The sequence below is a fragment of the Ruegeria sp. BK1 genome, assembly GCF_056535645.1.
In genome coordinates this window covers 2799145-2824802 of record NZ_JBQFIS010000001.1, presented here as the reverse complement: position 1 = coordinate 2824802, position 25658 = coordinate 2799145, and the positions used below count along the sequence as shown (strand labels likewise).

At 56.9% G+C, this 25658-nt stretch carries 25 protein-coding genes; 13 read left to right on the top strand and 12 right to left on the bottom strand.

Annotated elements, in window-relative coordinates; all coding sequences use genetic code 11:
• Positions 1-7 precede the first annotated feature (7 nt).
• From dnaQ to ACR3E7_RS14010, 4 genes are read right to left on the bottom strand one after another with little or no spacing between them, the layout of a single operon-like run.
• Complete coding sequence (dnaQ, locus tag ACR3E7_RS14025) at positions 8-730, bottom strand: DNA polymerase III subunit epsilon (RefSeq protein WP_170790198.1); 723 nt, start codon at positions 728-730, stop codon at positions 8-10.
• Positions 723-1316: a dephospho-CoA kinase gene (coaE, locus tag ACR3E7_RS14020; RefSeq protein WP_480505378.1), complete on the bottom strand. Its 594-nt coding sequence runs from the start codon at positions 1314-1316 to the stop codon at positions 723-725. Before coaE ends, dnaQ begins: the two co-directional genes overlap by 8 nt.
• On the bottom strand, positions 1313-2146 hold the full coding sequence (locus ACR3E7_RS14015; RefSeq protein ID WP_480505380.1) for a shikimate dehydrogenase: 834 nt from the start codon (positions 2144-2146) through the stop codon (positions 1313-1315). The genes coaE and ACR3E7_RS14015 overlap by 4 nt, the downstream gene beginning before the upstream one ends.
• Entirely contained in the window at positions 2143-2742 is a 600-nt protein-coding gene (locus tag ACR3E7_RS14010; RefSeq protein ID WP_480505381.1) for a Maf family protein, read from the bottom strand. Before ACR3E7_RS14010 ends, ACR3E7_RS14015 begins: the two co-directional genes overlap by 4 nt.
• 404 nt (positions 2743-3146) lie before the next feature.
• Between ACR3E7_RS14010 and ACR3E7_RS14005 the strand changes: the two genes are divergently transcribed.
• From ACR3E7_RS14005 to ACR3E7_RS13975, 7 genes are all read left to right on the top strand, one after another.
• Positions 3147-3596 carry a CopD family protein gene (locus ACR3E7_RS14005; RefSeq protein ID WP_170790202.1) on the top strand — a complete coding sequence of 150 codons (450 nt, stop codon included), beginning with the start codon at positions 3147-3149 and terminating at the stop codon, positions 3594-3596.
• Positions 3597-3743: 147 nt separating this feature from the next.
• Complete coding sequence (gene rho, locus ACR3E7_RS14000) at positions 3744-5015, top strand: transcription termination factor Rho (protein WP_170771337.1); 1272 nt, start codon at positions 3744-3746, stop codon at positions 5013-5015.
• A 30-nt stretch (positions 5016-5045) separates the two neighbouring features.
• Positions 5046-6332, top strand: a complete 1287-nt coding sequence (gene mnmE, locus ACR3E7_RS13995) for a tRNA uridine-5-carboxymethylaminomethyl(34) synthesis GTPase MnmE (protein ID WP_480505384.1) — start codon at positions 5046-5048, stop codon at positions 6330-6332.
• 12 nt (positions 6333-6344) lie between these two features.
• On the top strand, positions 6345-8213 hold the full coding sequence (mnmG, locus tag ACR3E7_RS13990) for a tRNA uridine-5-carboxymethylaminomethyl(34) synthesis enzyme MnmG (protein ID WP_480505385.1): 1869 nt from the start codon (positions 6345-6347) through the stop codon (positions 8211-8213).
• The gene (rsmG, locus tag ACR3E7_RS13985; protein WP_480505387.1) at positions 8210-8812 is read left to right on the top strand and encodes a 16S rRNA (guanine(527)-N(7))-methyltransferase RsmG; all 603 of its coding nucleotides are present in this window, start codon (positions 8210-8212) and stop codon (positions 8810-8812) included. Before mnmG ends, rsmG begins: the two co-directional genes overlap by 4 nt.
• Positions 8805-9605 (top strand): ParA family protein, encoded by an 801-nt coding sequence (locus tag ACR3E7_RS13980; RefSeq protein WP_170786181.1) that lies wholly within the window; start codon positions 8805-8807, stop codon positions 9603-9605. Before rsmG ends, ACR3E7_RS13980 begins: the two co-directional genes overlap by 8 nt.
• A 19-nt stretch (positions 9606-9624) precedes the next feature.
• Positions 9625-10521, top strand: coding sequence for a ParB/RepB/Spo0J family partition protein (locus tag ACR3E7_RS13975; RefSeq protein WP_480505389.1), 897 nt, complete (start codon positions 9625-9627; stop codon positions 10519-10521).
• Here the strand turns inward: ACR3E7_RS13975 and ACR3E7_RS13970 are convergent.
• Genes ACR3E7_RS13970 through rph form a run of 4 tightly spaced genes read right to left on the bottom strand, consistent with a single transcriptional unit; the run spans position 10511 to position 13334 of the window.
• Complete coding sequence (locus ACR3E7_RS13970) at positions 10511-10864, bottom strand: YbaN family protein (protein ID WP_170771350.1); 354 nt, start codon at positions 10862-10864, stop codon at positions 10511-10513. The two genes, ACR3E7_RS13975 and ACR3E7_RS13970, sit on opposite strands and share 11 nt — an antisense overlap.
• A 1-nt stretch (position 10865) precedes the next feature.
• Positions 10866-12020 carry a radical SAM family heme chaperone HemW gene (hemW, locus tag ACR3E7_RS13965; protein WP_480505391.1) on the bottom strand — a complete coding sequence of 385 codons (1155 nt, stop codon included), beginning with the start codon at positions 12018-12020 and terminating at the stop codon, positions 10866-10868.
• Positions 12010-12624, bottom strand: coding sequence for an RdgB/HAM1 family non-canonical purine NTP pyrophosphatase (gene rdgB, locus ACR3E7_RS13960; RefSeq protein ID WP_170771354.1), 615 nt, complete (start codon positions 12622-12624; stop codon positions 12010-12012). Before rdgB ends, hemW begins: the two co-directional genes overlap by 11 nt.
• On the bottom strand, positions 12621-13334 hold the full coding sequence (gene rph / locus ACR3E7_RS13955; protein WP_480505393.1) for a ribonuclease PH: 714 nt from the start codon (positions 13332-13334) through the stop codon (positions 12621-12623). The genes rdgB and rph overlap by 4 nt, the downstream gene beginning before the upstream one ends.
• Before the next feature lie 112 nt (positions 13335-13446).
• On the opposite strand from rph, the gene hrcA reads away from it, so the two are divergent.
• Positions 13447-14511 (top strand): heat-inducible transcriptional repressor HrcA, encoded by a 1065-nt coding sequence (gene hrcA, locus ACR3E7_RS13950; RefSeq protein ID WP_480505395.1) that lies wholly within the window; start codon positions 13447-13449, stop codon positions 14509-14511.
• Positions 14512-14521: 10 nt separating this feature from the next.
• On the top strand, positions 14522-15085 hold the full coding sequence (locus ACR3E7_RS13945; protein ID WP_170771360.1) for a nucleotide exchange factor GrpE: 564 nt from the start codon (positions 14522-14524) through the stop codon (positions 15083-15085).
• A 58-nt stretch (positions 15086-15143) separates the two neighbouring features.
• Here the strand turns inward: ACR3E7_RS13945 and mutS are convergent, their stop codons facing one another.
• Positions 15144-17759: a DNA mismatch repair protein MutS gene (gene mutS / locus ACR3E7_RS13940; protein ID WP_480505478.1), complete on the bottom strand. Its 2616-nt coding sequence runs from the start codon at positions 17757-17759 to the stop codon at positions 15144-15146.
• A 161-nt stretch (positions 17760-17920) separates the two neighbouring features.
• Between mutS and ACR3E7_RS13935 the strand changes: the two genes are divergently transcribed.
• Together ACR3E7_RS13935 and ACR3E7_RS13930 are read left to right on the top strand one after the other, a co-directional pair.
• On the top strand, positions 17921-20185 hold the full coding sequence (locus ACR3E7_RS13935) for an NADP-dependent malic enzyme (RefSeq protein ID WP_170786172.1): 2265 nt from the start codon (positions 17921-17923) through the stop codon (positions 20183-20185).
• Positions 20182-21051: a ribokinase gene (locus ACR3E7_RS13930; RefSeq protein WP_480505398.1), complete on the top strand. Its 870-nt coding sequence runs from the start codon at positions 20182-20184 to the stop codon at positions 21049-21051. Before ACR3E7_RS13935 ends, ACR3E7_RS13930 begins: the two co-directional genes overlap by 4 nt.
• Here ACR3E7_RS13930 and msrA read toward each other — a convergent pair.
• The 3 genes from msrA to ACR3E7_RS13915 form a co-directional block, all read right to left on the bottom strand.
• A complete protein-coding gene (gene msrA / locus ACR3E7_RS13925) occupies positions 21048-21719 on the bottom strand; it encodes a peptide-methionine (S)-S-oxide reductase MsrA (protein WP_170786168.1) in 672 nt (223 codons plus the stop codon). The genes ACR3E7_RS13930 and msrA overlap by 4 nt on opposite strands.
• Before the next feature lie 89 nt (positions 21720-21808).
• Positions 21809-22090 (bottom strand): SCP2 sterol-binding domain-containing protein, encoded by a 282-nt coding sequence (locus ACR3E7_RS13920; protein WP_170786166.1) that lies wholly within the window; start codon positions 22088-22090, stop codon positions 21809-21811.
• Between the two features lie 144 nt (positions 22091-22234).
• On the bottom strand, positions 22235-23461 hold the full coding sequence (locus ACR3E7_RS13915) for an argininosuccinate synthase (protein WP_170786164.1): 1227 nt from the start codon (positions 23459-23461) through the stop codon (positions 22235-22237).
• A gap of 205 nt (positions 23462-23666) precedes the next feature.
• Here ACR3E7_RS13915 and ACR3E7_RS13910 point away from each other — a divergent pair, with 205 nt between their 5' ends.
• Both ACR3E7_RS13910 and ilvA read left to right on the top strand, forming a co-directional pair.
• Positions 23667-24359 (top strand): hypothetical protein, encoded by a 693-nt coding sequence (locus ACR3E7_RS13910; RefSeq protein ID WP_480505400.1) that lies wholly within the window; start codon positions 23667-23669, stop codon positions 24357-24359.
• Between the two features lie 59 nt (positions 24360-24418).
• On the top strand, positions 24419-25645 hold the full coding sequence (gene ilvA, locus ACR3E7_RS13905) for a threonine ammonia-lyase IlvA (RefSeq protein ID WP_480505402.1): 1227 nt from the start codon (positions 24419-24421) through the stop codon (positions 25643-25645).
• Positions 25646-25658: the final 13 nt, after the last annotated feature.

Genomic DNA, 25658 nt, shown 5'->3' with positions numbered 1-25658 from the left:
TAATCCCTCAGGCGCGGGTCCACAGGGCGTTTTCGCCCAGTTTTTCCACAAATATTTCATGTGCTGTGCGTTCTTCATCGGTGATCTTTGACGCCAAGGGTGTCGGTCGTGCCGTGGGTCGCCACTCTTCGCCGCCCGCACCTGCCGCAGAGGCGACAGTCGAAAGGCCGAAATCCGGCTGCCGTCCACCAATCAGCTCCAGATAGACCTCGGCCAGAATCTCAGAGTCCAGCAGCGCTCCGTGCAGCGTTCGGTTCGAGTTGTCGATATTGAACCGCCGGCACAGCGCATCCAACGAGGCGGGTGAACCCGGAAAGCGTTTGCGCGCGATGGCCAGCGTATCGAGCGCCTGATCCATCGGAATCTGCGGCAGGCCCATCCATTTCAACTCGGCGTTCAGGAACTTCATGTCGAACGAGGCGTTGTGGATGACCAGTTTCGAATCCTTGATGAAGTCGCGAAATCCCTGACCGACCTTGGCAAAAACCGGCTTGTCCTTCAGTGTTACTTCACCTTTTTCCGGTGGTCGCGGAGTTTCCAGCAGGTCCGGGCCGATACCGTGAACGCCAAACGCCTCTTCCGGCATCGAACGTTCGGGGTTGATATAGACGTGATAGGTCTCGCCCGTGGCCACGTGGTTCCAAAGCTCGACCGCGCCGATTTCCACGATGCGGTCGCCACTTTCGGGATCGAACCCCGTGGTTTCGGTATCCAGTACAATTTCACGCATCTGCCAAACCCGCCCGTATCTGCCTGACCACATCCTGCACCTGCGCGCGGGCATGGTCCAGACTGTCCGTCACGATCACGAAATCAGATCGTGCGCATTTTTCGTCATTCGGCATCTGTTTGGCGCGGATCTGTTCGAACTGCGCCTCAGACATCGTTCCCCGCGCCATGACGCGGCGTTTTTGTTCATCCGCCGGGATCGACACGCAAGCCACGGCATCCATCGCAGCATCTCCACCGGTTTCGAATAGCAAGGGAATGTCGAAAACCAGAATATCCGCGGTAGCGTTTGCCCGAAACGCAGCGCGGTCTGCGGCAACCAAGGGGTGCACGATGCCTTCGATCTGCTTGAGCGCAGCCGGGTCATTTGTGATGATCTGTTTCAGCGCATCGCGGCTGACCGCGTCGTCAACGATTGCGGCGGGAAAAGTGGCTTGCATCGGTTCAACGGCAGCACCGCCCCTTGAATAGAGTCTATGCACTGCTGCATCAGCATCCCATAACACGCAGCCTTCATCGACAAACATTTGCGCTGTGGTGCTTTTGCCCATTCCGATCGAGCCCGTCAGGCCAAGCGCGAAACTCATGACAAAACAGCCGCGCGCAGGTCTACATTGACTTCAGGGCGGACACCGAACCAGCTTTCGAAACCCGGCACAGCCTGGTGCAGCAACATGCCCAAACCATCGACGGTGGTGCAGCCGGCCTCTTCGGCGGTTTTCAGCAGACGCGTTTTCAGCGGTGCGTAGACCAGGTCCGTCACAACCGCACCGGGCTGCAACCCGTCCAGCGGCACGCGTAACTCGGGCTGCCCCTGCATCCCCAAAGAGCTGGTGTTGACCACCAATTCGGCATCCTCGATCACATTTCCGGCCTGAACCCAATCGACAACCGTGATGCTGGGCCCAAATTCATCTCGCAATGTCTCGGCCCGCTCCCAGGTACGGTTGGTTAGAAAAATCTCGGGCACATCTGCCTCGACCAAAGCCTGAAGCACCGCTCGCGCGGCACCGCCTGCCCCGAACACAACCGCAGGTCCGTCCGTCGGGGACCAATCCGGCGCGCCGCTGCGCAGGTTCTCGAGAAATCCATAGCCATCGGTGTTGTCGGCGTGAATTCGGCCATCGTCCTGAAACACCAGCGTATTCGCCGCGCCAATCTTGCGCGCTCGGTCCGTGACCTCATCGGCTAGACGTAGCGCAGCCTCTTTATGCGGAACGGTGACATTGGATCCCACGAACCCAGCCTTGGGCAAAGCGCGCAACACATCCTGTAAATCGTCCGGGGACACATCCATCGGCACGTAGTGACCCGACAACCCATAGGTCTTTAACCAATGCCCATGCAACTGAGGCGATTTCGAATGCGCCACTGGGTGCCCGATCACCCCGGCCAGAGGAATCTTTGCCTTGCTCATTGATCAATCACCCCTTTGACGGCCAGAAAATTCAACAGCTCCAATAAGGGCATACCCAAGACGTTAAAATAGTCTCCGTCAATGGTGGCGAACAGGCGCACACCTTCTTCTTCCAGCTTATAGGCCCCAACAGCGTGACGGATACTGTCCCAGCTTCGATCCACGTAGCCCCGCAGATATGCGTCCGAGCTCATCCGCATCCGCAAGCGAACCTGACCCACATGCCGCCAGATTGGCTCGCCATCCTGATAGATCACGGCCGCCGATAGCAGCATATGCCGTTTCCCCCGCATGGTCCTAAGCTGCGCCAGCGCGTCGTCAGGCGTTTGTGGTTTCGATAAAAGCTGACCGTCGAAGTCCAGCACTTGATCGCATCCCAACACCATCGCGCCGGGATGTTTGTCGCTGACCTTGCGGGCCTTCATTTCGGCCAGAGCATCCGCAACATCACGGGGCGAGGCACCTTCGGCCAGAAGGGCGCGTTTGGCTGTGTCTTCATCGACGCGCGCGGTTTGCACGCAGAACGGCACCTGCGCATTGCGCAACAACTCCGCCCGGATGGACGAGCCTGAGGCCAGAATGATGGGGACAGACATGTGGAAAACCCCCTGAGCAAATCGTTAACGGTTCCGGGATGGTTTGTATGGTTTTCCTGTTGACACGCAAGCCCGCGATTTTCGCGTCAAACATCCCGGATTCGCCCGAATACTATCCAATAGGGACAAGGATAACTCGACAGACGGGAAAACCAGGGTTTTCCATATATACCCAAAGACTTATCCCCAGTGATTCATATTCAAGAAAAGTATAAATCACTGAAATTAATCAGAAAAAATTTCCCTCAACAGAATCACCCGGCCAGAACCGGATTCTGTCCACTTGGGGAAAACATATGTGTAAAAAAGTAATCCACGGATTTGAACCACCCTACAAAACCATCATCCTTTTTCTTTTCTTATTTTTTTATTAGGGAGGGTTCCGGGAAACCTTCGGAGCCAGCATGACCGACCTTCTTTTCGCAATCTACCCGTGGGTAAAGTCGGTTCACATCATGGCCGTGATCTCATGGATGGCAGGGTTGTTCTATCTGCCCCGCTTGTTCGTCTATCACGTAGAAAAGGCTCAGGCGGTCGACGGAGCGCAGGAGATCTTCTTTGAAATGGAAGAAAAGCTGCTGCGCGTGATCATGCGCCCGGCTATGGTCGTGGCGTGGGTCTGCGGGCTGATCATGGTCTTCACGCCCGGCATTGTTGGTTGGGATTGGACTTGGCCCTGGGCCAAGGGGGTCGCGGTGATCGGGATGACCTGGTTCCATCATTGGCTGATGGCGCGGCGCAAGGACTTCATAGAGGGGCGAAATAAGCTCACTGGGCGGCAGTACCGCATGATGAACGAGGTTCCGACGGTTTTGATGGTTATCATTGTCCTGGCGGTCGTTCTGAAGTTCTGAGGGCACAAACTACTTAGGAAATACAAGGGCAGTTTGACTCCAACAAAGGTCACGCTTATGTAGGGGTCAACACGCCCGTCCGGGCGGCGTATCTTCCGTACTGAAATTCCACTTCGTGCCGCGCTGACAGCGGTGAAGGTTTGTATCATGTCCAATGAATCCCTGAATCTGGCCGATCTGAAAGCCAAAAGCCCCAAAGACCTTCTTGCGATGGCCGAAGAACTGGAGATCGAAAACGCCTCTACCATGCGCAAGGGCGAGATGATGTTCCAGATCCTGCGCGAACGCGCGGATGAGGGCTGGACCGTTGGCGGCGATGGCGTGCTGGAAGTGCTGCAAGACGGTTTTGGCTTCCTGCGTTCGCCCGAGGCAAACTATCTGCCGGGTCCTGACGACATTTATGTCTCGCCTGACATGATCCGCCTGCATTCGCTGCGCACTGGCGACACCGTTGAAGGTGAAATCAAGGCGCCCGATGACAACGAACGGTATTTTGCGCTGACCAAGGTCACAAAGATCAACTTTGAAGACCCCGAGAAAGCTAAGCACAAGATCCTGTTCGACAACCTGACACCTTTGTACCCAGACGAACGTCTGAAGATGGAGATCGAAGATCCCACCATCAAAGACAAGTCCGCTCGCGTGATCGACCTTGTTGCACCAATTGGTAAAGGACAGCGGTCGCTGATCGTGGCGCCTCCGCGGACGGGTAAGACGGTGATCCTGCAGAACATCGCGCACTCGATCGAACAGAACCACCCCGAGTGCTATCTGATCGTCCTGCTGATCGATGAACGTCCCGAAGAGGTGACGGACATGCAGCGCTCGGTGAAGGGTGAGGTCGTGTCTTCGACCTTTGATGAACCGGCGACGCGCCACGTGGCCGTTTCGGAAATGGTGATCGAAAAGGCTAAGCGTCTGGTTGAGCATAAACGAGATGTTGTGATTCTTTTGGACTCGATCACAAGACTTGGTAGGGCGTTTAACACTGTGGTCCCATCTTCGGGTAAGGTTCTGACCGGTGGTGTGGATGCGAATGCTCTGCAACGACCCAAACGGTTCTTTGGTGCGGCCCGGAACATCGAAGAGGGCGGTTCGCTGACCATCATCGCCACAGCGCTGATCGACACCGGCAGCAGGATGGACGAGGTGATCTTTGAAGAATTCAAAGGCACGGGTAACTCGGAAATCGTGTTGGACCGCAAAATCGCCGACAAGCGTGTGTTCCCGGCGATTGACATCCTCAAATCGGGCACCCGGAAAGAGGATCTGCTGGTCGACAAGGGTGATCTGGCCAAAACATTTGTTCTGCGCCGCATCCTCAACCCGATGGGGACGACCGACGCGATCGAGTTCCTGCTGTCCAAGTTGAAACAGACGAAGACGAATGGCGAGTTCTTCGATTCAATGAATACCTGACACAGGTCTTAACGGACGCGAGGCCTTCGAATGGATACGATATTCGCCTTGGCCAGCGCGCAAGGCAAAGCAGGGGTGGCGGTTATACGCCTCTCTGGTCCTTTAGCGCACTCGGCGGTCAGGGATCTGACGGGCGGGGAACTTCCCGCGCGCGGTATGAATTTACGCACGCTACGCGGGCCGGATGGATCTCGTCTGGATAACGGGTTGGTGCTGACGTTCCAGGCTCCGGCCAGTTTCACCGGTGAGGACGTCGCAGAGCTGCAAATTCATGGTAGCGCTGCGTCGGTGAATGCTGTGATGCGGTGTTTGTCCGATACCGATGGTTTGCGCCTGGCTGAACCCGGAGAATTCACCCGTCGCGCGTTGGAAAACGGCAAGATGGATCTGACTCAGGTCGAAGGTCTTGCCGATTTGATCGACGCGGAAACTGAAGCGCAACGCAAGCAGGCGCAGACTATTCTAGCTGGGGGTCTGGGGCAGCTTGCCGAGCGTTGGCGTCGCGACCTGATCCGTGCTGCGTCCCTGCTTGAGGCCGTGATCGATTTTGCGGATGAAGAGGTGCCAACCGATGTCACTCCTGAAGTTCGGGCCTTAGTTGAAGGTGTCATGTCCGACCTGATGCGTGAAGCCGAAGGCGTCAAGATTGCTGAACGTATTCGCACAGGATTTGAAGTTGCTATTGTCGGCTTGCCCAATGCTGGAAAGTCTACTTTGCTGAATGCGTTGGCCGGGCGAGAAGCCGCGATAACATCGGAATATGCCGGAACTACACGCGATGTGATCGAAGTGCGGATGGACTTGGACGGTCTGCCGGTAACACTGTTGGACACGGCCGGATTGCGCGAAACCGAAGATCATGTGGAATCATTGGGGATTGCGTTGGCAAAGAAACGGGCGGAAGCTGCGGATATGCGAGTGTTTCTGACAGCTGACCCGTTCGAATTGGATGTGCAGTTTCAGTCCGACGATATCCAAGTTTTCCCTAAATCCGACCTTCGAGACGAGGGTGAAAATGGAATTTCTGGGAAAACAGGCCACGGAGTGGATGCACTTGTTGCCCGTATATCGCGTATTTTGTCATCGCGAACCACGACATCTGGTATTTCGACACGAGAAAGGCACCGTGTTGCGCTGATCAATGCGCAACAGGCCTTGAACGCGGCAATCTCGGTTCTGGAATCAGGCCCAGACCTGTATGATATCGCTGCGGAAGAAATGCGCACAGCAATCAGAACGTTGGAATCTCTGGTCGGGAGGATCGGGGTTGAAGACTTGTTGGACGAAATATTCTCGAGTTTCTGCTTGGGCAAGTAAGGAGTGTTTCACGTGAAACATTCGGATTTTGATGTCATCGTCATCGGCGCGGGCCACGCAGGAACCGAGGCAGCCCACGCAGCCGCACGGATGGGTGTGAATACCGCATTGGTGACTTTATCAGCCGCCGACATTGGAGTCATGTCATGTAACCCAGCAATCGGAGGACTGGGCAAAGGCCACTTAGTACGCGAAATCGATGCCATGGACGGCGTTATGGGGCGCGTCGCAGATCGGGCCGGAATTCAGTTTCGGTTGCTAAATCGCCGCAAGGGGCCCGCGGTGCAAGGTCCCCGAACGCAGGCAGACCGGGCTTTGTACCGGGCGGCTATGCAAAAAGAAACTCAAGCTCAACAAGAGTTGAGCGTTATTGTCGGTGAAGTGACTGATTTCCTGATGGTCGCCGATCGCGTTGTCGGTATCCGATTGGCGGACGACTCAGAAATCCGAGCAAAAGCAGTGATCTTAACATCCGGGACATTTCTGCGCGGTGTGATCCATATTGGGGATCAGTCCAAACCGGGCGGACGGATGGGCGACAGACCGTCGGTTCGATTGGCAGAAAGATTAGATAGCTTTGAGTTGCCACTTGGTCGTTTGAAAACGGGCACTCCGCCAAGATTGGACGGACGAACGATTGATTGGTCAGATCTAGAGCGTCAAGACGGAGACGATGAACCAAGCCTGTTCTCTTTTTTGTCCAGTTCGGTTGTAGCTCCCCAAATCTCGTGTGGTATTACACATACGAATGCCCAAACACACGAGATAATCGAAAAGAACTTGGCGCGTTCAGCAATGTATGGCGGCCATATTGATGGCGTTGGCCCGCGGTACTGTCCTTCAATTGAAGATAAGATTGTTCGATTTGCCGAAAAGGACTCCCACCAGATATTTCTGGAGCCGGAAGGGGTCAATGATCACACAATATATCCAAATGGAATCTCAACTTCGTTGCCGCAGGGTGTTCAGCGCGAATATGTCCAGTCTATTAAGGGCTTGGAAAAAGCCAAGATTCTGCAACCAGGATACGCGATCGAATATGATTACGTGGATCCCCGTGTGTTAACTTCCTCGCTGTCTCTGCCATCTGTGCCAGGTTTATATTTGGCAGGTCAAATTAATGGAACCACTGGGTATGAGGAGGCGGCTGCTCAGGGCTTGGTAGCGGGACTAAATGCCGCCCTGGCCACCTTGGATAGAGAACCTGTTCATTTTACACGTGCAGACAGTTACATAGGGGTAATGATTGACGACCTTACCACCAAGGGAGTCGCGGAGCCTTACCGGATGTTCACGTCTCGTGCTGAGTTTCGCCTGTCATTGCGAGCAGACAATGCAGACCAGAGGTTAACGCCGGTCGGAATTAAGCTGGGGTGCGTAACACCTAAACGGGAAGAAGTGTTTTCCGAGAAGATGAAGAAGTTAACGGCGGCAAAGTCGTTGCTAAATAAGCGGAAATATACGCCGAAAGAGATAAACGCGGCAGGAATTTCGGTTAATAACGACGGCAATCGTCGAGATGGCATGGCGATTCTGGCGTTTCCCAAAGTCAATTACTCGGATTTGATCCCACTAATTTCGGGCTCGGAAGCCGTTGACCCTGATATCCGCCAACAAGTGGAGCGTGACGCGCTGTACGCGAACTATATTGAGCGGCAGAAAAGAGATGTCGAAGCAATGCGCCGGGATGAAGCTTATGAAATTCCTAGGGGTTTCGATTTTTTTGCCCTGGAAGGCCTGTCGTCAGAGATGAAACAAAAGCTGTCCCAAGCAAAGCCGGAGAATATTGGTCAGGCTAGTCGCGTCGAAGGCGTTACGCCTGCAGCTCTGACATTGGTTTTGGCCAGACTTCGCCGCAACCAGAAAGTGCGAAAGATATGAGGGACGACTTGAATGTTTCACGTGAAACATTTTCCCGGCTGACCACTTATGTGGATTTGGTCAAAAAGTGGAATCAAAGCATAAATCTTGTCTCGAGGAACAGCCTGGAGGACATATGGGAGCGGCACATCAAGGATTCTGTGCAAGTTTATCGCTGCGCCGACAGCTTCAATTCTTGGGTTGATCTGGGTAGTGGGGGCGGATTTCCAGGTATGGTCTGTGCGATTCTGGCTATGGAAGAATATCCGGACGCCTCGTTCACACTGGTGGAGAGTGATCAAAGAAAATCAGCATTTCTGCGAAATGTGGCGCGTGAATGCAGCACGAATTGCCGGGTAATTTCCAAACGAATTGAATCCGTTGACCCCTTGAATGCCGATGTTTTGTCCGCCCGCGCGCTTGCAGATTTAAAGGTCTTATTATCGTTTTGCGACAGGCATTTAGGCGAATCTGGGACAGCCCTGTTGCCGAAAGGCGCGAAGTGGAAAAAAGAACTGTCGGACGCGCAGGAGGAATGGATATTCGATGCCGAGCCGATTAAAAGTTTAACCGAGCCCCAAGCCGTTATCCTTAAGATAAAAGGAGTTTCCCGTGGTTGATTTGTCTCGTCCTTCTGGCCCTCGGATAATTGCGGTAGCTAATCAGAAGGGCGGTGTTGGAAAGACAACAACTGCGATCAACCTCGCTGCGGGCCTGGCAGAAGCTGGATGCAAAGTTCTCGTGGTCGATTTGGACCCGCAGGGCAACGCGTCCACCGGTTTAGGTGTCGAAGACCGGGATTGGACGACATATGATCTGATCCTGGATGATGCACCGCTGGAGGCGGTCGTTCAGGAAACAGAAATTGGTGGGCTTTTTGTTATCCCGGCGACTGTGGATCTAAGTTCGGCTGATATCGAACTTATTTCCAACGAAAAACGCAGCTATCTGCTTCATGACGCATTGCGTCAAACCGCTATCGACAAGTTTGGGTTTGACTTTGTTCTGATCGATTGCCCGCCTTCGCTGAACCTTTTGACCGTCAACGCAATGGTTGCAGCGCATTCTGTGCTGGTTCCGCTGCAAAGTGAGTTCTTTGCGCTTGAGGGCCTATCGCAGCTTATGCTGACCATTCGAGAGGTTCGGCAAACCGCAAACCCCGACCTCAGAATCGAAGGTGTTGTGCTGACTATGTATGACAACCGCAACAACTTGTCCCGTCAGGTGGAAAAAGACGCGCGTGACAATCTGGGTGAGATGGTATTTAAAACCAAGATACCCAGAAATGTTCGGGTCAGCGAGGCTCCGTCTTACGCTTTGCCAGTTCTGCAATATGATTCTGGGTCCTTAGGGGCGATGGCGTACCGACACTTGGCGCGCGAGGTCATGCATAAGAATAAAAAAGCCGCCTGAATGGCGGTAGGAGGTCACAGTGGCAGCAAAGAAATCGAAACCTCGGGGGTTGGGGCGCGGATTGTCTGCATTGATGGCGGATGTAACGCAGGAAACCGAAGGCCGCGTCATGTCCGAACCACGCCGCCCGGACATGAAAGTCCCGATTGAAAAACTGCACGCCAATCCGAACCAGCCGCGCCGTACTTTTTCACGAGAGCAACTGGATGAACTGGCGGCTTCGGTCAAGGAAAAGGGCATTATCCAACCTTTGATCGTGCGTGAAATCTCGGAAGGTGATTATGAGATTGTCGCTGGTGAGCGGCGCTGGCGCGCTGCGCAGATGGCGCAACTGCATGAAATTCCAGTTATTGTGCGGGAATTCGACGACACCGAGGTTCTGGAAGTCGCGATAATTGAGAATATCCAGCGTGCTGACCTGAACGCTGTAGAAGAGGCCGCGGGTTACAAACAGCTTATGGACCGCTTTGGCCATACGCAGGAAAAAATGGCCGAGGCTCTGGGTAAAAGCCGGAGCCATATCGCAAACCTGCTGCGATTGCTGTCATTGCCAATGGATGTGCAGCATTTCGTGGTCGAGGGAAAGCTGTCCGGCGGCCATGCGCGGGCGTTGATTACCGCCGAAAACCCAACTGAGCTGGCGAAAATTGTGATCCGCGATGGCCTTTCAGTCCGCGCGACGGAGGCGTTGGTCAAGAAACAACAGCAGCCGAATGAAGCCAAACCGGTCCCTCGGGCGCGTAATCTGGATGCAGGGAAGGATGCGGATACGCGGGCATTGGAAAAGGATCTGTCAGCCATTCTGGCGATGAAGGTTGTCATCAACCATAAAGCGGGGACCGAGACGGGGCAGGTTGTATTAACCTATGAAAACCTGGATCAACTCGACGATCTTTGCGCCAAGCTCAGCCGTTAGGGCGGGTCCAGATAAAGGTTAGCACAGCGCCCAAAACGACCGCCTGGATTGCAAGAACGTACCCCGGTACAGAAATCAGGACTGAAATTCCAAAAACGGCGGCAATCGATACGGTTGCCGCTTTTTTTGCACTTGCACGAATGGCGCCGGAGCTTTGCCAATCAATAATCATTGGGCCGAACGTGCGATGTGTGATCAGCCAATTATGCAAACGGGACGACGAGCGCGCGAAGAAGAAGGCGGCCAATAGCAGGAACGGGACGGTCGGTAGCAGTGGCAGCACGACACCGATGACTGCAAGCGCCACGCAAATCAATCCCAGAGTAGCCCAAAGATACTGCATGCTACCCCAGCAATTCCCGGATAACGGCATTCAACACGGCGCGTCCGTTTTTGGTAGCCTTAAGCCGACGGTCTTGCACCTCGACCATGCCGATTTCACTCAGATCGTTGAGTTTGCCATGTGGCAGCTCATACGATGATAGCGCACTGTAGCGATCTATATCTAGACCATCCGAAACACGTAGCCCCATCATAAGGTATTCATTCGCCTGCTCTTGCGGGCTGAGCGCGGTGCGTTCCTTTTCACCCGATCCCTTGAGGGCAGCGGTCAACCACGCGGTGGGCGACAAGTAAGTTTCAGTGGCGTATTTAGTGTTTTGAACCGTGATGCGCCCATGTGCGCCGGGTCCGATGCCCACATAATCCCCGTAGTTCCAATAGATCAGATTGTGCCGCGACTCCGCACCCGGTCGGGCGTGGTTTGACACCTCATAGGCCGGCAGGCCATGCGCCTCACAAATCTCTTGCGTGGCAAGATACATGTCAGCGGCGTGGTCATCCTCGGGCAGGCCGCGCAGTTTGCCCACTGCATAGCGGTCGCCAAAGGCGGTGCCTTCCTCGATGGTCAGTTGGTAGAGCGACAGGTGATCGACAGCCATCGACAGCGCCTCGGTCAATTCTGCGCGCCAGTCTTCCAGTGTTTGGTGTTGTCGGGCGTAGATCAGGTCAAAGCTGACGCGTTCGAAACAGGTCCGGGCGATATCAAAGGCGGCGCGGGCCTCGGCCACCGTGTGGATGCGGCCCAGACGGCGCAGATCTTCATCGTTCAACGCTTGCACGCCCATCGAGATCCGGTTGACCCCGGCATCACGATAGGCGGCGAAACGGCCCGCCTCGACTGAACCGGGATTGGCTTCGAGCGTGATTTCCATGTCATTGGCGGGGCGCCATAAGGCGCGAGCTTCATCGATCACAGCGGCGACTGTGTCTGGCTCCATCAGAGATGGGGTGCCTCCGCCAAAGAAGATCGTGTTCAGGATGCGATCGGGCGTTTCGGTGGCCGAGCGGCGCAGCTCGGTCAGATACGCCTCAAGCCATTGTTTTTGATCAATATTACGGGAAACATGGCTGTTGAAGTCGCAATAGGGGCATTTGGCCTCGCAAAAGGGCCAATGCACGTACAGGCCAAAGCCCCCGTTGCGCCAATCATCCGCCAAAGCAGCCCTTCACGAACATCTCCACCGCGCGGCCGCGATGGCTGATCTTGTTCTTTTCCCAGCGATCCATCTCGGCAAAGGTAATGTCATAGCCGTCGGGGACAAACATCGGGTCATAGCCAAAACCGCCTTCGCCGCGAATGGGCCAGACCAGATGACCGGGAGCGATGCCCTCGAACACTTCGTCATGACCGTCGGGCCAGGCTAACACCAGGGTGCTGCGGAACTGCGCAGTACGCGGGTGGGGGGCGTTTTTGGCTTCCAACTCATTATGAGCGCGGGTCATCGCCATCAGGAAATCCCGGCCATTGCCAGTTTCGGCCCAATCGGCAGTGTAGACGCCGGGTGCGCCGTTCAGCGCGTCGATGGTGATCCCGGAATCGTCCGACAGAGCAGGCAGGCCGGTCGCTTTGGCCGCGGCATGCGCCTTGATCCGGGCATTGCCGACAAAGGTATCCTCTGTCTCTTCCGGTTCGGGCAGATTCATCTCGCCCGCGCCGATCACGGTCACGCCAAAGGGCTCAAGAAGATGCGCCATCTCCTCAAGCTTGCCTCTGTTGTGCGTGGCGACCAGCAGCCTGTCGCTGTCGAACTTGCGGGTCATGCGGTGGCGGCTTTCTGTGCCGCTGCCAGTTCGCCGACGCCTTTCTCGGCCAGATCCATCAGCTGATCCATCTGCGCGCGGCTAAAGACCGAGCCTTCGGCGCTCATCTGTACTTCGATCAGCTTGCCCGAGCCGGTCATGATGAAGTTGCCATCCACACCGGCTTCGCTGTCTTCGGGGTAGTCCAGATCCAGCACCGGCTGACCGGCATAGATGCCACAAGACACGGCGGCGACAGGATCAACCAGAGGATCGGAAATGACATCGCCCGTTTTCATCAGCTTGTTCACTGCCAGACGCAGCGCGACCCAACCGCCGGTGATCGAGGCACAGCGGGTGCCGCCATCGGCCTGAATGACGTCGCAGTCGACAGTGATCTGGCGTTCACCCAATGCAACCCGGTCGACACCGGCGCGCAGGGCGCGGCCAATCAGGCGCTGGATTTCCACGGTGCGACCGCCTTGCTTGCCTGAGGCCGCCTCACGCCGCATCCGCGTGTTGGTCGCGCGGGGCAGCATGCCGTATTCCGCCGTCACCCAACCCAGGCCCGAGCCTTTGATAAAGGGCGGCACGCGATCCTCGATCGTGGCGGTACACAGCACATGGGTGTCGCCCATCTTGATCAGGCAGGACCCTTCGGCATGTTTGGTGAAACCTGTCTCGATGGAAACAGCGCGCATTTCGTCTAGATTACGTCCTGAGGGTCGCATGAAATATCCTTTGTTTGCTGGCTTTGGGATACCGCCCCGTGGCGTTACGATGCAACCCCGATTGACCTTTCATTTACCTGCGATTTAATGACGATCCAGCAGGGGGCCGCCGATGAGCGAAGCAAGTAAAATTCTGAATGAGATGAACGACCGCTCGCGCGAAGTGTTCCGGTTGATCGTCGAAAGCTATTTGGAGAGCGGCGAGCCGGTGGGCAGCCGCACCCTGACCCGCACCTTGTCGGAGAAAGTCAGCGCCGCGACGGTGCGCAATGTGATGCAGGATCTGGAGTTTCTGGGCCTGCTGGACAGCCCTCATGTAAGCGCAGGGCGGATTCCGACGCAGCAGGGGCTGCGAATGTTTGTTGACGGGTTGCTTGAGGTTGGCGATCTGGGCGCCGACGATCGGCAGAAGCTGAATGAAACATTAGGCTCTAGCACGGGCGATGTGGGCGGAATGCTGGACCGGGTGGGATCGGCCTTGTCACACGTGACGCAAGGTGCGTCACTGGTGCTGACGCCCAAGCATGAGGCCGAGATCAAGCATATCGAGTTTGTCTCGCTGGGCCATGACCGCGCTTTGGTGGTGCTGGTGTTTTCGGACGGGCACGTGGAAAACCGCCTGTTCACTCCGCCGCCGGGGCAGACGCCCAGTTCCATGCGTGAGGCGGCGAATTTCCTGAACGCGCTGATTGAGGGCCGCACGATTAGCGAAGTGCGCAAGCAGATGCTGTCTCAGATCGACGCGCGTAAACAGGAAATTGATGTTCTGGCGCGTGACATGGTCGAAAGCGGAATCGCGGCCTGGGACGGGGACGGAGGCGACTCGGCCCGGTTGATCGTGCGGGGGCGGGCGAATCTGCTGGCGGATTCGGGCGAAGTTGAAGAGCTGGACCGCATTCGCACCCTGTTTGACGATCTGGAACGTAAGCGTGACATCGCCGAATTCCTTGAATTGACCGAAGATGGCGAGGGTGTGCGCATTTTTATCGGCTCTGAGAACAAACTTTTCTCACTTTCGGGTTCCTCTTTGGTGGTGTCTCCATATATGAACGCTGATCGTAAGATAATTGGTGCGGTCGGGGTTATTGGACCCACGCGACTGAACTATGGACGGATCGTGCCGATCGTGGATTATACGGCGCAACTGGTCGGCAAGCTGATTTCCGACCGGAGCTAGAGGGTAAGAGATGGCAGAGCCCAAAAACGAAGATTTTCTGGACGATATCGCAATGGCCGAAGCGGAAGAGCTGGCCGAGGACCTTGTTGAGATTAGCGAAGAAGAGCTTGAGATCGACGCGTTGCGCGCCGAGCGAGATGCGTTCAAGGACAAGTTCATGCGCGCCCTGGCGGATGCAGAGAACGCGCGGAAACGTGGCGATAAGGCCCGTCGCGATGCGGAACAGTATGGAGGGTCAAAGCTGGCCCGTGACATGCTGCCGGTTTACGATAACATGAAACGCGCGCTTGAGGCTGCGACCGATGAGCAGAAAGAAGTGGCTGCTGGTTTGATAGAAGGCGTGGAACTGACCATGCGCGCACTGAAGGACGTATTCCAAAAACATGGGATTGTGGTGATCACGCCGGAAGTTGGGGATCGGTTTGATCCAAACATGCATGAGGCGATGTTCGAAGCCCCGGTGCCTGGCACCAAGGCGGGCGACATCATTCAGGTCTCGGCTGAAGGATTCATGCTGCATGACCGTTTGCTGCGTCCGGCGCAGGTTGGAGTGTCGTCGACACCTGCGAGCTGATTGGCCTCTGCGAGGCCAAGCCTCCGGCGGAGGTATTTTTGAACAGAAGAAGGGGCGGTCAGTTTTTGGCCGCCTCTTTTAGTTTGTAGATCAGGTCGAGTGCTTCGCGTGGAGTGAGTTCGTCCGGCAGGATATCTTGCAGCATGTCTGAGACCGGCGAGGGTTTCGGCGTGTGTGGTGGAGGTGGTGGCGCAGCTGAGAAAAGTGGTAGGTCGTCAATCAGCGCTTTTTGCTTGCCGCCTTCGCGTTCGGTTTTTTCCAGTTGTTCAAGGACGGTTCGGGCGCGATCGACGACAGATGCTGGGAGGCCCGCCAGCTGTGCGACCTGCACGCCATAGGAGCGGTCGGCGGCGCCTTTGTGGACCTCATGCAGGAAGATCACCTCGCCCTCCCATTCCTTGACAGCGACGGTGGCGTTGTCGACGCCTTCGAGTTTTCCGGCCAGTGCTGTGAGTTCGTGGTAGTGGGTGGCAAACAGCGCGCGGCATTGGTTGGCGGCGTGCAAGTGCTCCAGCGTGGCCCAGGCGATCGAGAGGCCGTCATAAGTGGCGGTGCCGCGGCCAATTTCATCCAGAATGACCAGCGCGCGGTCGTCGGCTTGATTGAGGATGGCGGCGGTTTCGACCATTTCGACCATGAAGGTCGAGCGGCCGCGGGCCAGATCGTCGGAGGCTCCGACCCGGCTGAACAGTTGGCTGACCACGCCGAGATGGGTCTGTTCTGCTGGGACATAGCTGCCCATTTGGGCTAGCAGGGCGATCAGCGCGTTTTGGCGCAAGAAGGTTGACTTACCGGCCATGTTGGGACCGGTCAGCAGCCAGATCGCGGCCCCCTGATCGGCGCTCAGATCGCAGTCATTGGCGATGAAAGCATCACCCGATTGCTGGCGCAGCGCGTGTTCCACGACCGGATGGCGACCGCCTTGCACGTTGAACGCGCGCGAGCTGTCGACCTGTGGGCGGCACCAGTTTTCACCCCGCGCTAGATCGGCGAGCGCGGTGGTCAGGTCCAGTTCCGCCAGCCCTCGCGCAGCTTGGTTGAGACGGGCGGCGAGGGTCAGAATATCGCAAGAAAGCCTTTGATAGAGCCGTTTTTCAATCTCAAGCGCCATGTTTCCGGCGTTTAGGATGCGGGTTTCGATCTCGGACAGTTCGACCGTAGTGAACCGTACTTGGTTCGCGGTGGTCTGGCGGTGGATATAGGTCTCAGAGAACGGCGGGTTCAGCATTTTTTCGGCATGTGTGGCCGTTGTTTCGATAAAATAGCCCAGCACGTTGTTGTGCTTGATTTTCAGCGACGTGATGCCGGTATGTTCCGCGTATTTCTGCTGGAATCCAGCGATGACGGATCGACCTTCATCGCGCAGGGTGCGCGCTTCGTCCAGTTCTGCGTCGAAACCGGGGGCGATGAAGCCTCCGTCGCGGGCCAGAAGGGGTGGCTCGGCCACCAATGCTTCGTCCAGAAGGTTTAGTAGATCGTCGAACCCTACAAGGTTTTTCAATGCGGTCGAGAGCAGAACGGGCAGATCCTGCGCCTCACAGATTTCAGCAATCGCGGCCGCCTGCATCAGGCCGTTGCGGATTGCGGCCAGATCGCGTGGCCCGCCGCGTTCAAGTGACAGGCGCGACAGGGCGCGGTCCAGATCGGGGGTTTTGCGCAGCGCCTCGCGCAGATCTGACGCGATCAGGCTGTCCTCGGTCGCGAAAGCCACCGCATCGAGTCGTGCATGGATCACGTCCAGATTGCGGGACGGGCTGGACAGGCGCTGCTCCAGCAGTCGCGCGCCGCCCGGCGTCACTGTGCGGTCAACCACAGAAAGCAGTGATCCGGCGCGCCCACCTGACAGGGATCGTGTGAGTTCCAGATTGCGGCGCGTGGCGGCGTCGATCTGCACCACGCGGTCCTCGGATTCCTTGAGCGGTGTTTGCAGCAAGGGCAATTTGCCCTTTTGGGTGATCTCAAGATAATCGATCAGCGCACCCATGGCGGACACTTCGGCCCGGCCAAAACTACCGAACGCATCCAAGGCACCTACGTGAAACAGCCCACATATGCGTTTTTCCGCAGCTGTACTGTCGAAACTGGCGCGCCCGATGGGGGTAAGCGAAATGCCCAGATCACGGACCGTCTCGTTCAACGCCTGTTCCATCCCGTCGCCCACGATCAACTCGGACGGGGCCAACCGCGCCAGCTCAGGGCTGAGCCGAACTGATGTCAAAGGCATTACGTGAAACGCCCCGGTGGAAATGTCGGCCCAGGCTAAAGCGGCCTCATCCCGGACCTCGGCGTAAGCGGCCAGAAAGTTGTGGCGGCGGGCCTCAAGCAGGGCGTCCTCGGTCAGTGTGCCGGGCGTCACGAGACGCACAACATCGCGCCGAACGACCGATTTAGAGCCTCTTTTCTTCGCATCAGCCGGGCTTTCCATCTGTTCGCATACGGCCACGCGAAAGCCTTTGCGGATCAGCGTCAGCAGATAGCCCTCGGCGGCATGAACCGGCACGCCGCACATTGGGATGTCTGCCCCGTTGTGCTTGCCGCGTTTGGTCAGGGCAATGTCCAGCGCCTCGGCGGCGTTCACCGCATCCTCGAAAAACATCTCATAGAAATCGCCCATGCGGTAGAACAGCAGGGCGTCTGAATGGGCCTCTTTGATCTCAAGATATTGCGCCATCATCGGCGTGACTGTGGACAAAAGCGGCCCCCTCTTGGCGTCTTCCGGTCGCGACCTTACAAATCCCCCAACCGTGACGAAAGGTGAAAACGTATTGTCGTTGAGGCGCAGCCCTGCCTGCGCTATGACGCATAAGCCCCGAAGTCATGGAAACGACCTAAAAGATGCCCAAAACGAAGATCACCGAAGCAGAGGCACTGGCCTTTCACCTGGACCCCACCCCCGGCAAGTGGGAGGTGCAGGCCACCGTTCCCATGACCACGCAGCGCGATCTGTCGCTGGCCTACAGTCCCGGTGTCGCGGTGCCTTGTGAGGCCATCGCTGCCGCGCCCGAGACGGCGTATGACTATACCAACAAGGGCAATCTGGTGGCTGTGATCTCGAACGGGACGGCAGTTCTGGGCCTTGGGAACCTTGGTGCACTGGGCGGTAAGCCGGTGATGGAAGGCAAGGCCGTTCTGTTCAAACGCTTCGCCGATGTGAACTCGATCGATATCGAGCTGGATACCGAGGACCCGGATGAATTCTGCCGTGCGGTGAAACTCATGGGGCCGACCTTCGGCGGCGTCAACCTTGAAGACATCAAGGCGCCCGAGTGTTTCATCATCGAACAGCGCCTGAAGGAAGAGATGGATATTCCAGTCTTCCACGATGACCAACACGGGACCGCGGTGATCTGTGCAGCGGGTCTGCTGAATGCGCTGCATATCTCGGGCAAGAAGATTGAGGACGTGAAGATCGTTCTGAACGGGGCAGGTGCGGCGGGGATCGCCTGTATTGAGCTGCTCAAATCCATGGGCGCTCGGCATGAGAACTGCATCGTTTGCGACACCAAGGGCGTGATCTATCAAGGCCGGACCGAGGGGATGAACCAGTGGAAATCGGCCCATGCGATCACCACGGACCTGCGCACGCTGGAAGAGGCGATGAAAGGCGCAGACGTCTTCCTGGGCGTTTCGGTCAAAGGCGCGGTGACGCAGGACATGGTTGCCTCGATGGCCGACAACCCTGTCATCTTCGCTATGGCAAACCCCGACCCCGAGATCACCCCGGAAGAAGCGCATGAGGTCCGCGTCGATGCCATCGTCGCCACCGGACGCAGCGATTACCCTAACCAGGTGAACAACGTGTTGGGCTTTCCCTACCTGTTCCGCGGCGCGCTGGATATCCACGCCCGCGCCATCAATGACGAGATGAAGATTGCCTGTGCCCACGCGTTGGCAAATTTGGCGCGCGAGGATGTGCCGGATGAGGTCGCCATGGCCTATGGCAAATCGCTGACATTCGGGCGCGATTACATCATACCGACGCCGTTCGACCCGCGTCTGATCCACCGCATTCCGCCTGCCGTTGCCAAGGCCGGGATGGATACCGGCGCAGCGCGGCGTCCGATCATCGACATGGACGCCTATGAACTGAGCCTGAAATCCCGCATGGACCCGACCGCCAGCATCCTACGTGGTCTGAACGCCCGTGCCCGCGCCGCGCAAAGCCGGATGATCTTTGCCGAGGGCGACGACCCTCGCGTGCTGCGCGCCGCAGTGACATATCAGCGGTCGGGCTTTGGCAAGGCACTGGTTGTGGGGCGCCCCGATGACGTGAAGCAAAAGCTGGAAGAGGCCGGTCTGGGCGATGCCGTGCGCGAGTTGGAGGTGGTGAATGCTGCCAATACCAACCATCTCGAGACCTACTCGAATTTTCTTTATCAGCGTCTGCAACGCAAAGGGTTCGACCGCAAGGATATTCACCGTTTGGCCGCGCGCGACCGGCATGTGTTTTCTTCGTTGATGCTGGCCCATGGCCATGGCGATGGTCTGGTCACGGGGGCGACGCGCAAGTCGGCGCATGTGCTGGACCGGATCAACCATGTGTTTGACGCCGACGCCGCGCACGGAGCAGCGGGTGTGACGGCCCTTTTGCACAAGGGGCGGATTGTTCTGATCGGCGATACGCTGGTCCATGAATGGCCGGATGAGAATGATCTGGCAAATATTGCCGAACGCTCAGCCGCCGTTGCGCGCCATATGGGGCTTGAACCACGCGTTGCCTTCGTCAGTTTCTCGACCTTTGGCTATCCGGTGTCGGAACGCGCCGAAAAGATGCACCGTGCACCTGCGGTTCTGGATCAGCGCGGTGTCGATTTCGAATACGAAGGCGAGATGACCGTGGATGTGGCCCTGAATGTGGATCAACAGGCGGGCTATCCGTTCCAGCGTTTGACCGGCCCAGCCAATATCCTGATCGTGCCCGCGCGGCACTCGGCCTCGATCTCGACCAAGCTGATGCAGGAGATGGGCGGCGCGACCGTGATTGGCCCGATCCTGTCTGGGATCGACAAGCCGATTCAAATCTGTTCGACCGTCTCGACGGCGAATGACATCCTGAACATGGCCATTCTGGCCTCGTGTGACATTTCGGGCAAACCATGACGATCTGGAACCTCGGCTCGATCAATGCGGACATGATCTATGATGTGCCGCACCTACCCGGACCGGGGGAAACGCTGTCGGCCAATCGGCTGGACCGGTTTCTGGGCGGCAAGGGCGCAAACATGTCCGTGGCTTCGGCCCGAGCAGGGGCGCGGATTGCGCATATCGGGGCCGTCGGTTTCGACGGGCGCTGGGCACGGGATCGGCTGACGGAATATGGCGTTGATACCCGTTATATCGCGCAGGTGGATGTGCCCACGGGCCATGCGATCATCGCTGTGGATTCCGAAGGTGAGAACAATATCATCCTGTTCCAGGGTTCGAACCACGCGATCTCTCAGGATCAGCTGGGGCAAGCGCTGTCATCTGCGTCGCGAGGCGATCTGTTGGTGATGCAGAACGAAACCAATCTGCAGGTTGAGGCGGCGAAGATGGGACGCGAGCTGGGCCTGACGGTCTGTTATGCTGCTGCTCCGTTTCAGGCAGAGTCCGTTCAGGCCGTGCTGCCATATCTGGATTTTTTGATCCTCAACGCGGTCGAGGCCGAGCAGCTGCGCGAGGCCACCGGTCAATCTGTAACGGACCTTCAGATTGAGCATGTGATTGTCACGTTGGGTGCCGAGGGCGCGCGGTACTATCACCGTGGAGAGGTCTCGGATTTTCCGGCCCACAAGGTACATGCCGTGGATACTACGGGTGCGGGCGATACATTTACGGGGTATGTTCTGGCCGGGATGGATCGCGGGATGCCAATGGCGCAGGCGATCACCCAAGCAAATCGTGCCGCGGCCCTGATGGTCACGCGGCACGGTACGGCGGATGTAATACCGGACCTCAAAGACGTCCGGGAGGCGCGGTTCGATTAAGACCCGGCAAAGGGTGCGTCGCCGCCCCAAAGCTGTTTGACGCGGGCATCGCGGCCGCAGGCTTTGCGGTAAGCCTTATAGGCGTTCTTCTGACGCTTTGGGCCGAACCGGGTAAAGACCAGCTTGTCGCCCTTGTAGTAGTCCTGATGGTATTCCTCTGCCGGATAAAACGCGCCTTCTTGCAGGATCGGCGTTACGACCGTCTGGCCCAAGGCGCGTTGGGCGTCGGCTTTGGCTGCTTCGGCCTTGGCTTTTTCGCCTGCGTTAGAGACGAAAATCGCGGTGCGATAGCTGTCACCTCGGTCACAGAATTGACCGCCAGCATCCGTGGGGTCGACCGAGCGGAAGAACATGTTCAGCAGGGTTTCACGGGAAACGCGAGCCGGATCGAACGTGATCTGCACGGCCTCATAATGGCCCGAGCCACCTTTGGACACCTGATCATAAGTGGGGTTGGCCACCTGACCGCCTGTAAAGCCCGAAACCGCTCCGATCACGCCGGGGACAGATTCGAAATCGGATTCGACGCACCAGAAACACCCTCCGGCAACGGTTAGGGTTTCGGTCCCGGCGGCGGGCGCAGGGGCTGCACGCAGCAAGGCTGCGATCGTAATCAAAGCAAAAAGAAGCGTCGGTTTGACGTAGTCGAGATAAGCGATGCGAGTCATGGCAGGTCTCCTTCTGACATCAAAGCTGCCCTCTCTTTTCGTCTCATGCAATCCGCTGACATGGTTCGTCACGCGGTGGTGAGACGAGTTTATCCCAGCAACTGCCCCAGCTTCATCGCCACGCCCATATTTCCCGAAATCTTGAGCTTGCCCAACGCGACGCCTGTCATCGGGTTCAGTTTCCCGGTTAGCAGCTTGGTCAGATTGTCCCTGGAAATGCGGATCGTACAGTCGGTATCCTGATCCTGCGTCGTGGCTTGATTATCGGCCAGAACGATGACACCGTCCTCTCCGCAATCGAACTTCAGCGAGCCGTCAAAATTCTTGCCGGTCAGACCTTTTTGAATGCCGTCCGCGATCTCTTGCAACATGGTGTTCCTCCTCGGTTGACCTTTGCGTACGGGTAAAGCGCGACGTCAGGCAAGGGTGACCCAACGGGAACTGACGTGGCAGTGATGGCACAAGAAAACCCGGCGCCGTTTCGGGCGCCGGGTTCCATCAAAGATCAGTTTTGATTACTTCGACAGACGCTTTTCACGCGCGGCCAGCAGCTTCAGGCGCAGCGCGTTCAACTGGATGAAGCCCGCCGCGTCGGTTTGGTCATAGGCACCGGCATCTTCCTCAAAGGTCACATGCGCTTCGGAATACAGCGAGTGATCCGACCAGCGGCCTACGGTCGAGGCAAGACCTTTGTACAGTTTCACGCGGACGGTGCCGGTGACATGTTCCTGGCTCTTGTCGATGGCGGCCTGCAGCATCTCACGCTCGGGTGAGTACCAGAAGCCGTTATAGATCAGCTCGGCATATTGCGGCATCAGCTGGTCTTTCAGGTGCATCGCGCCGCGGTCCATGGTGATGGATTCGATACCACGGTGCGCTTCCAGCAGGATTGTGCCGCCTGGCGTTTCGTAGATGCCGCGCGATTTCATACCAACGAACCGGCCTTCGACCAGATCCAGACGGCCAATGCCGTGCTTGCCTCCATATTCGTTTAGCTTGGTCAGGATGGTAGCCGGGCTCATCGCCTCGCCATTGATGCTGACCGCGTCGCCTTTTTCAAAGCCGATTTCGATGAACTCGGGCTCGTTCGGGGCGTCTTCGGGATGGACTGTGCGCTGATAGACATAGTCGGGTGCCATATCGGCGGGGTCTTCCAGAACCTTGCCCTCGGACGAGGTGTGCAGCAGGTTCGCATCGACCGAGAACGGGGCCTCGCCGCGTTTGTCCTTGGCGATCGGAATTTGATGCGCTTCGGCCCATTCGATCAGACGGGTCCGGCTGGTCAGATCCCATTCACGCCAAGGTGCGATCACCTTGATTTCTGGGTTCAGAGCGTAAGCAGCCAATTCGAACCGCACCTGATCGTTGCCCTTGCCGGTCGCGCCATGCGCCACGGCGTCGGCCCCGGTTTCGGCAGCGATCTCAACCAGACGCTTCGAGATCAGAGGCCGCGCAATCGACGTGCCCAGCAGGTACAGACCCTCATACTGGGCATTGGCGCGGAACATGGGGAAGACGAAATCACGGACGAACTCTTCGCGAATATCCTCAATAAAGATGTTCTCGGGGCTGATCCCCAGCATCTCGGCCTTTTGGCGAGCTGGTTCCAACTCTTCACCCTGACCCAGATCGGCGGTGAAGGTGACGACCTCACAACCATATTCGGTCTGCAACCATTTCAGAATGATCGAGGTATCAAGGCCACCGGAATAGGCCAGAACAACTTTCTTGGGCGCGGACATCTGACTTCCCTTTATGCGTAGAACGACTGGCCCCTAACGGGTTTTGCCGCGCGGGGCAAGTTATCTGCGTTGACGGGCTGCCTGATTTCGGGTGAAACATTCGCACATAAAACACGAATTGGTTGAAGGGACAGATTTTACGATGTTGGGTTGGCAGATTTTTATGCACTCGGTGCGAATGGTTTTTGGAAATCTCAAACAGGTTTTGCAGATCACACTTGGTCCGGCCATCGTGGCGACAGCGCTTTTGATCGGCTTGTTTTTTGTGCTGGATGTCCCATTGGACCAACTTGATGCCAACTCGACTGAACCTTCTGGCTCGGTTGTTCTGTTTTTCCTTTGCTTGGCGGTTATTTTCATCGTGACGATGTTCTGGATCGCTGTGTCGTGGCACCGGTTCATACTGCTTGAGGAATACCCTCGGGGTCTTTTCCCGACATTCCGGTTCGACAGAATCCTTGCCTATCTGGGACGGTTGATTTTGATTGGCCTGCTTGTTGCGCTCGTTGCGCTTGCCTTTGTGCCCCTTAGTTTTCTTGCAACGGCTACCGGAGGGCGCGTGTTGGCCCTGATCGCTATGGTGGGCTTTTCAATCTTCGTGTTCATCGCATTTTATCGCTTGTCGATCATTCTTCCTGCGACGGCCATTGGGCGGCCTTTGACGCTTGGCCAAGCGTGGGCTGGCACTGTTGGGTCCAGTGGGGCGATCATTGTGTTGGTGATCGTGGGAGCAATTTTTCATATGCTTATTCAGTTTGTAATATCGGCACTGGCTTTCGTTCCGATTTTGGGTGCCTTGCTGGCGCTGTTTTTCGGAACACTGGTGTTGCCGATGGTTAATGTCAGCATCCTGACCACTATGTTCGGCGTGTTTGTGGAGAAACGCGAGCTGCGGTGAAGCTGCGTACACATATGTATTCCTTGCTCTTTTAGTCAGGATCGGCCACTGAACGGGTCATGAGTGATTTCATGACCCGCGCCCGCGCTGCCGAACAGGCGATGCGCTCCGTTTTTCCGGCAACGCCACTGCAGCGCAACGCCCATCTGTCTGACCGTTACGGTGCAGATATCTGGCTGAAGCGTGAAGACCTCAGCCCCGTGCGGTCGTACAAAATCCGGGGCGCGTTCAATGCGATGCGCAAGCAGCAAGGACAGGACCTGTTCGTCTGTGCCAGCGCGGGCAATCACGCGCAGGGCGTGGCCTTCATGTGCAAACATCTGAACGTGCGCGGTGTGATCTTCATGCCAGTGACGACTCCGCAGCAGAAAATCCAGAAAACCCGAATCTTTGGTGGCGACAATATCGAGATCCACCTGACCGGCGACTATTTCGACGATACTCTGTCCTCGGCACAAGCGTGGTGTGCGCAGGAGGGTGGACATTTCCTGTCGCCCTTCGACGATGAGGACGTGATCGAAGGGCAGGCCTCTCTGGCGGTTGAGATCGAAGAACAGCTGGGCCAAATACCAGATCACGTGATCCTGCCGGTGGGCGGGGGCGGGATGTCCTCGGGCGTGGCAACGTGGTTCGGGGACCGCACCCATTGCCTGTTTGTCGAACCCAAGGGTGGGGCTTGCCTGCACGCAGCTATGGTGGCCGGGCATCCGGTTGCATTGGATCACGTAGACAATTTTGTTGATGGAGCGGCCGTCGGAAAAATCGGCGCGAAACCGTTCGAGCTGTTGAAATCGCGCCACTTGTCTGACGTGCATGTCTTGTCCGAGGACCGTATCTGTACCACCATGATCGAAATGCTGAATGTCGAAGGCATCGTGCTGGAACCCGCAGGTGCATTGGCGATCGAGGCGCTGGGCGACATTCAAAGCTTTATCCGAGACAAAACGGTCGTATGCGTGACCTCGGGTGGCAACTTCGATTTCGAGCGATTGCCGGAAGTGAAAGAGAGAGCGCAGCGTTATTCGGGGGTCAAGAAATACTTCATCCTGCGCCTGCCGCAACGTCCGGGTGCGCTGAAAGAGTTTCTCAATATCCTCGGCCCTGAGGATGACATCGCCCGGTTCGAATATATGAAGAAATCGGCCCGCAATTTCGGCTCGGTCCTGATAGGGATTGAAACGCGCAAACCCGAGAATTTCGCCCGCTTGTTTGCGCATCTGGACGAGGCTGGGTTCACCTATACCGATATCACCGAGGACGAAACGCTGGCGCAGTTCGTGATCTGATTGCAAGCGCGCC

Bases quoted from the DNA above. Each gene is read 5' to 3' on its own strand.
- rdgB (WP_170771354.1), bottom strand. From the start codon at position 12,624: ATGACCCGCAAGTTCGACAGCGACAGGCTGCTGGTCGCCACGCACAAC.
- ACR3E7_RS14010 (WP_480505381.1), bottom strand. From the start codon at position 2,742: ATGTCTGTCCCCATCATTCTGGCCTCAGGCTCGTCCATCCGGGCGGAG.
- ACR3E7_RS13935 (WP_170786172.1), top strand. From the start codon at position 17,921: ATGCCCAAAACGAAGATCACCGAAGCAGAGGCACTGGCCTTTCACCTG.
- ACR3E7_RS13920 (WP_170786166.1), bottom strand. From the start codon at position 22,090: ATGTTGCAAGAGATCGCGGACGGCATTCAAAAAGGTCTGACCGGCAAG.
- ACR3E7_RS14015 (WP_480505380.1), bottom strand. From the start codon at position 2,146: ATGAGCAAGGCAAAGATTCCTCTGGCCGGGGTGATCGGGCACCCAGTG.
- ACR3E7_RS13945 (WP_170771360.1), top strand. From the start codon at position 14,522: ATGGCAGAGCCCAAAAACGAAGATTTTCTGGACGATATCGCAATGGCC.
- rsmG (WP_480505387.1), top strand. From the start codon at position 8,210: ATGAGGGACGACTTGAATGTTTCACGTGAAACATTTTCCCGGCTGACC.
- ilvA (WP_480505402.1), top strand. From the start codon at position 24,419: ATGAGTGATTTCATGACCCGCGCCCGCGCTGCCGAACAGGCGATGCGC.
- rph (WP_480505393.1), bottom strand. From the start codon at position 13,334: ATGCGACCCTCAGGACGTAATCTAGACGAAATGCGCGCTGTTTCCATC.
- mutS (WP_480505478.1), bottom strand. From the start codon at position 17,759: ATGATGGCGCAATATCTTGAGATCAAAGAGGCCCATTCAGACGCCCTG.
- rho (WP_170771337.1), top strand. From the start codon at position 3,744: ATGTCCAATGAATCCCTGAATCTGGCCGATCTGAAAGCCAAAAGCCCC.
- ACR3E7_RS13915 (WP_170786164.1), bottom strand. From the start codon at position 23,461: ATGTCCGCGCCCAAGAAAGTTGTTCTGGCCTATTCCGGTGGCCTTGAT.
- dnaQ (WP_170790198.1), bottom strand. From the start codon at position 730: ATGCGTGAAATTGTACTGGATACCGAAACCACGGGGTTCGATCCCGAA.
- mnmE (WP_480505384.1), top strand. From the start codon at position 5,046: ATGGATACGATATTCGCCTTGGCCAGCGCGCAAGGCAAAGCAGGGGTG.
- ACR3E7_RS13970 (WP_170771350.1), bottom strand. From the start codon at position 10,864: ATGCAGTATCTTTGGGCTACTCTGGGATTGATTTGCGTGGCGCTTGCA.
- coaE (WP_480505378.1), bottom strand. From the start codon at position 1,316: ATGAGTTTCGCGCTTGGCCTGACGGGCTCGATCGGAATGGGCAAAAGC.
- ACR3E7_RS13930 (WP_480505398.1), top strand. From the start codon at position 20,182: ATGACGATCTGGAACCTCGGCTCGATCAATGCGGACATGATCTATGAT.
- msrA (WP_170786168.1), bottom strand. From the start codon at position 21,719: ATGACTCGCATCGCTTATCTCGACTACGTCAAACCGACGCTTCTTTTT.
- hrcA (WP_480505395.1), top strand. From the start codon at position 13,447: ATGAGCGAAGCAAGTAAAATTCTGAATGAGATGAACGACCGCTCGCGC.
- ACR3E7_RS14005 (WP_170790202.1), top strand. From the start codon at position 3,147: ATGACCGACCTTCTTTTCGCAATCTACCCGTGGGTAAAGTCGGTTCAC.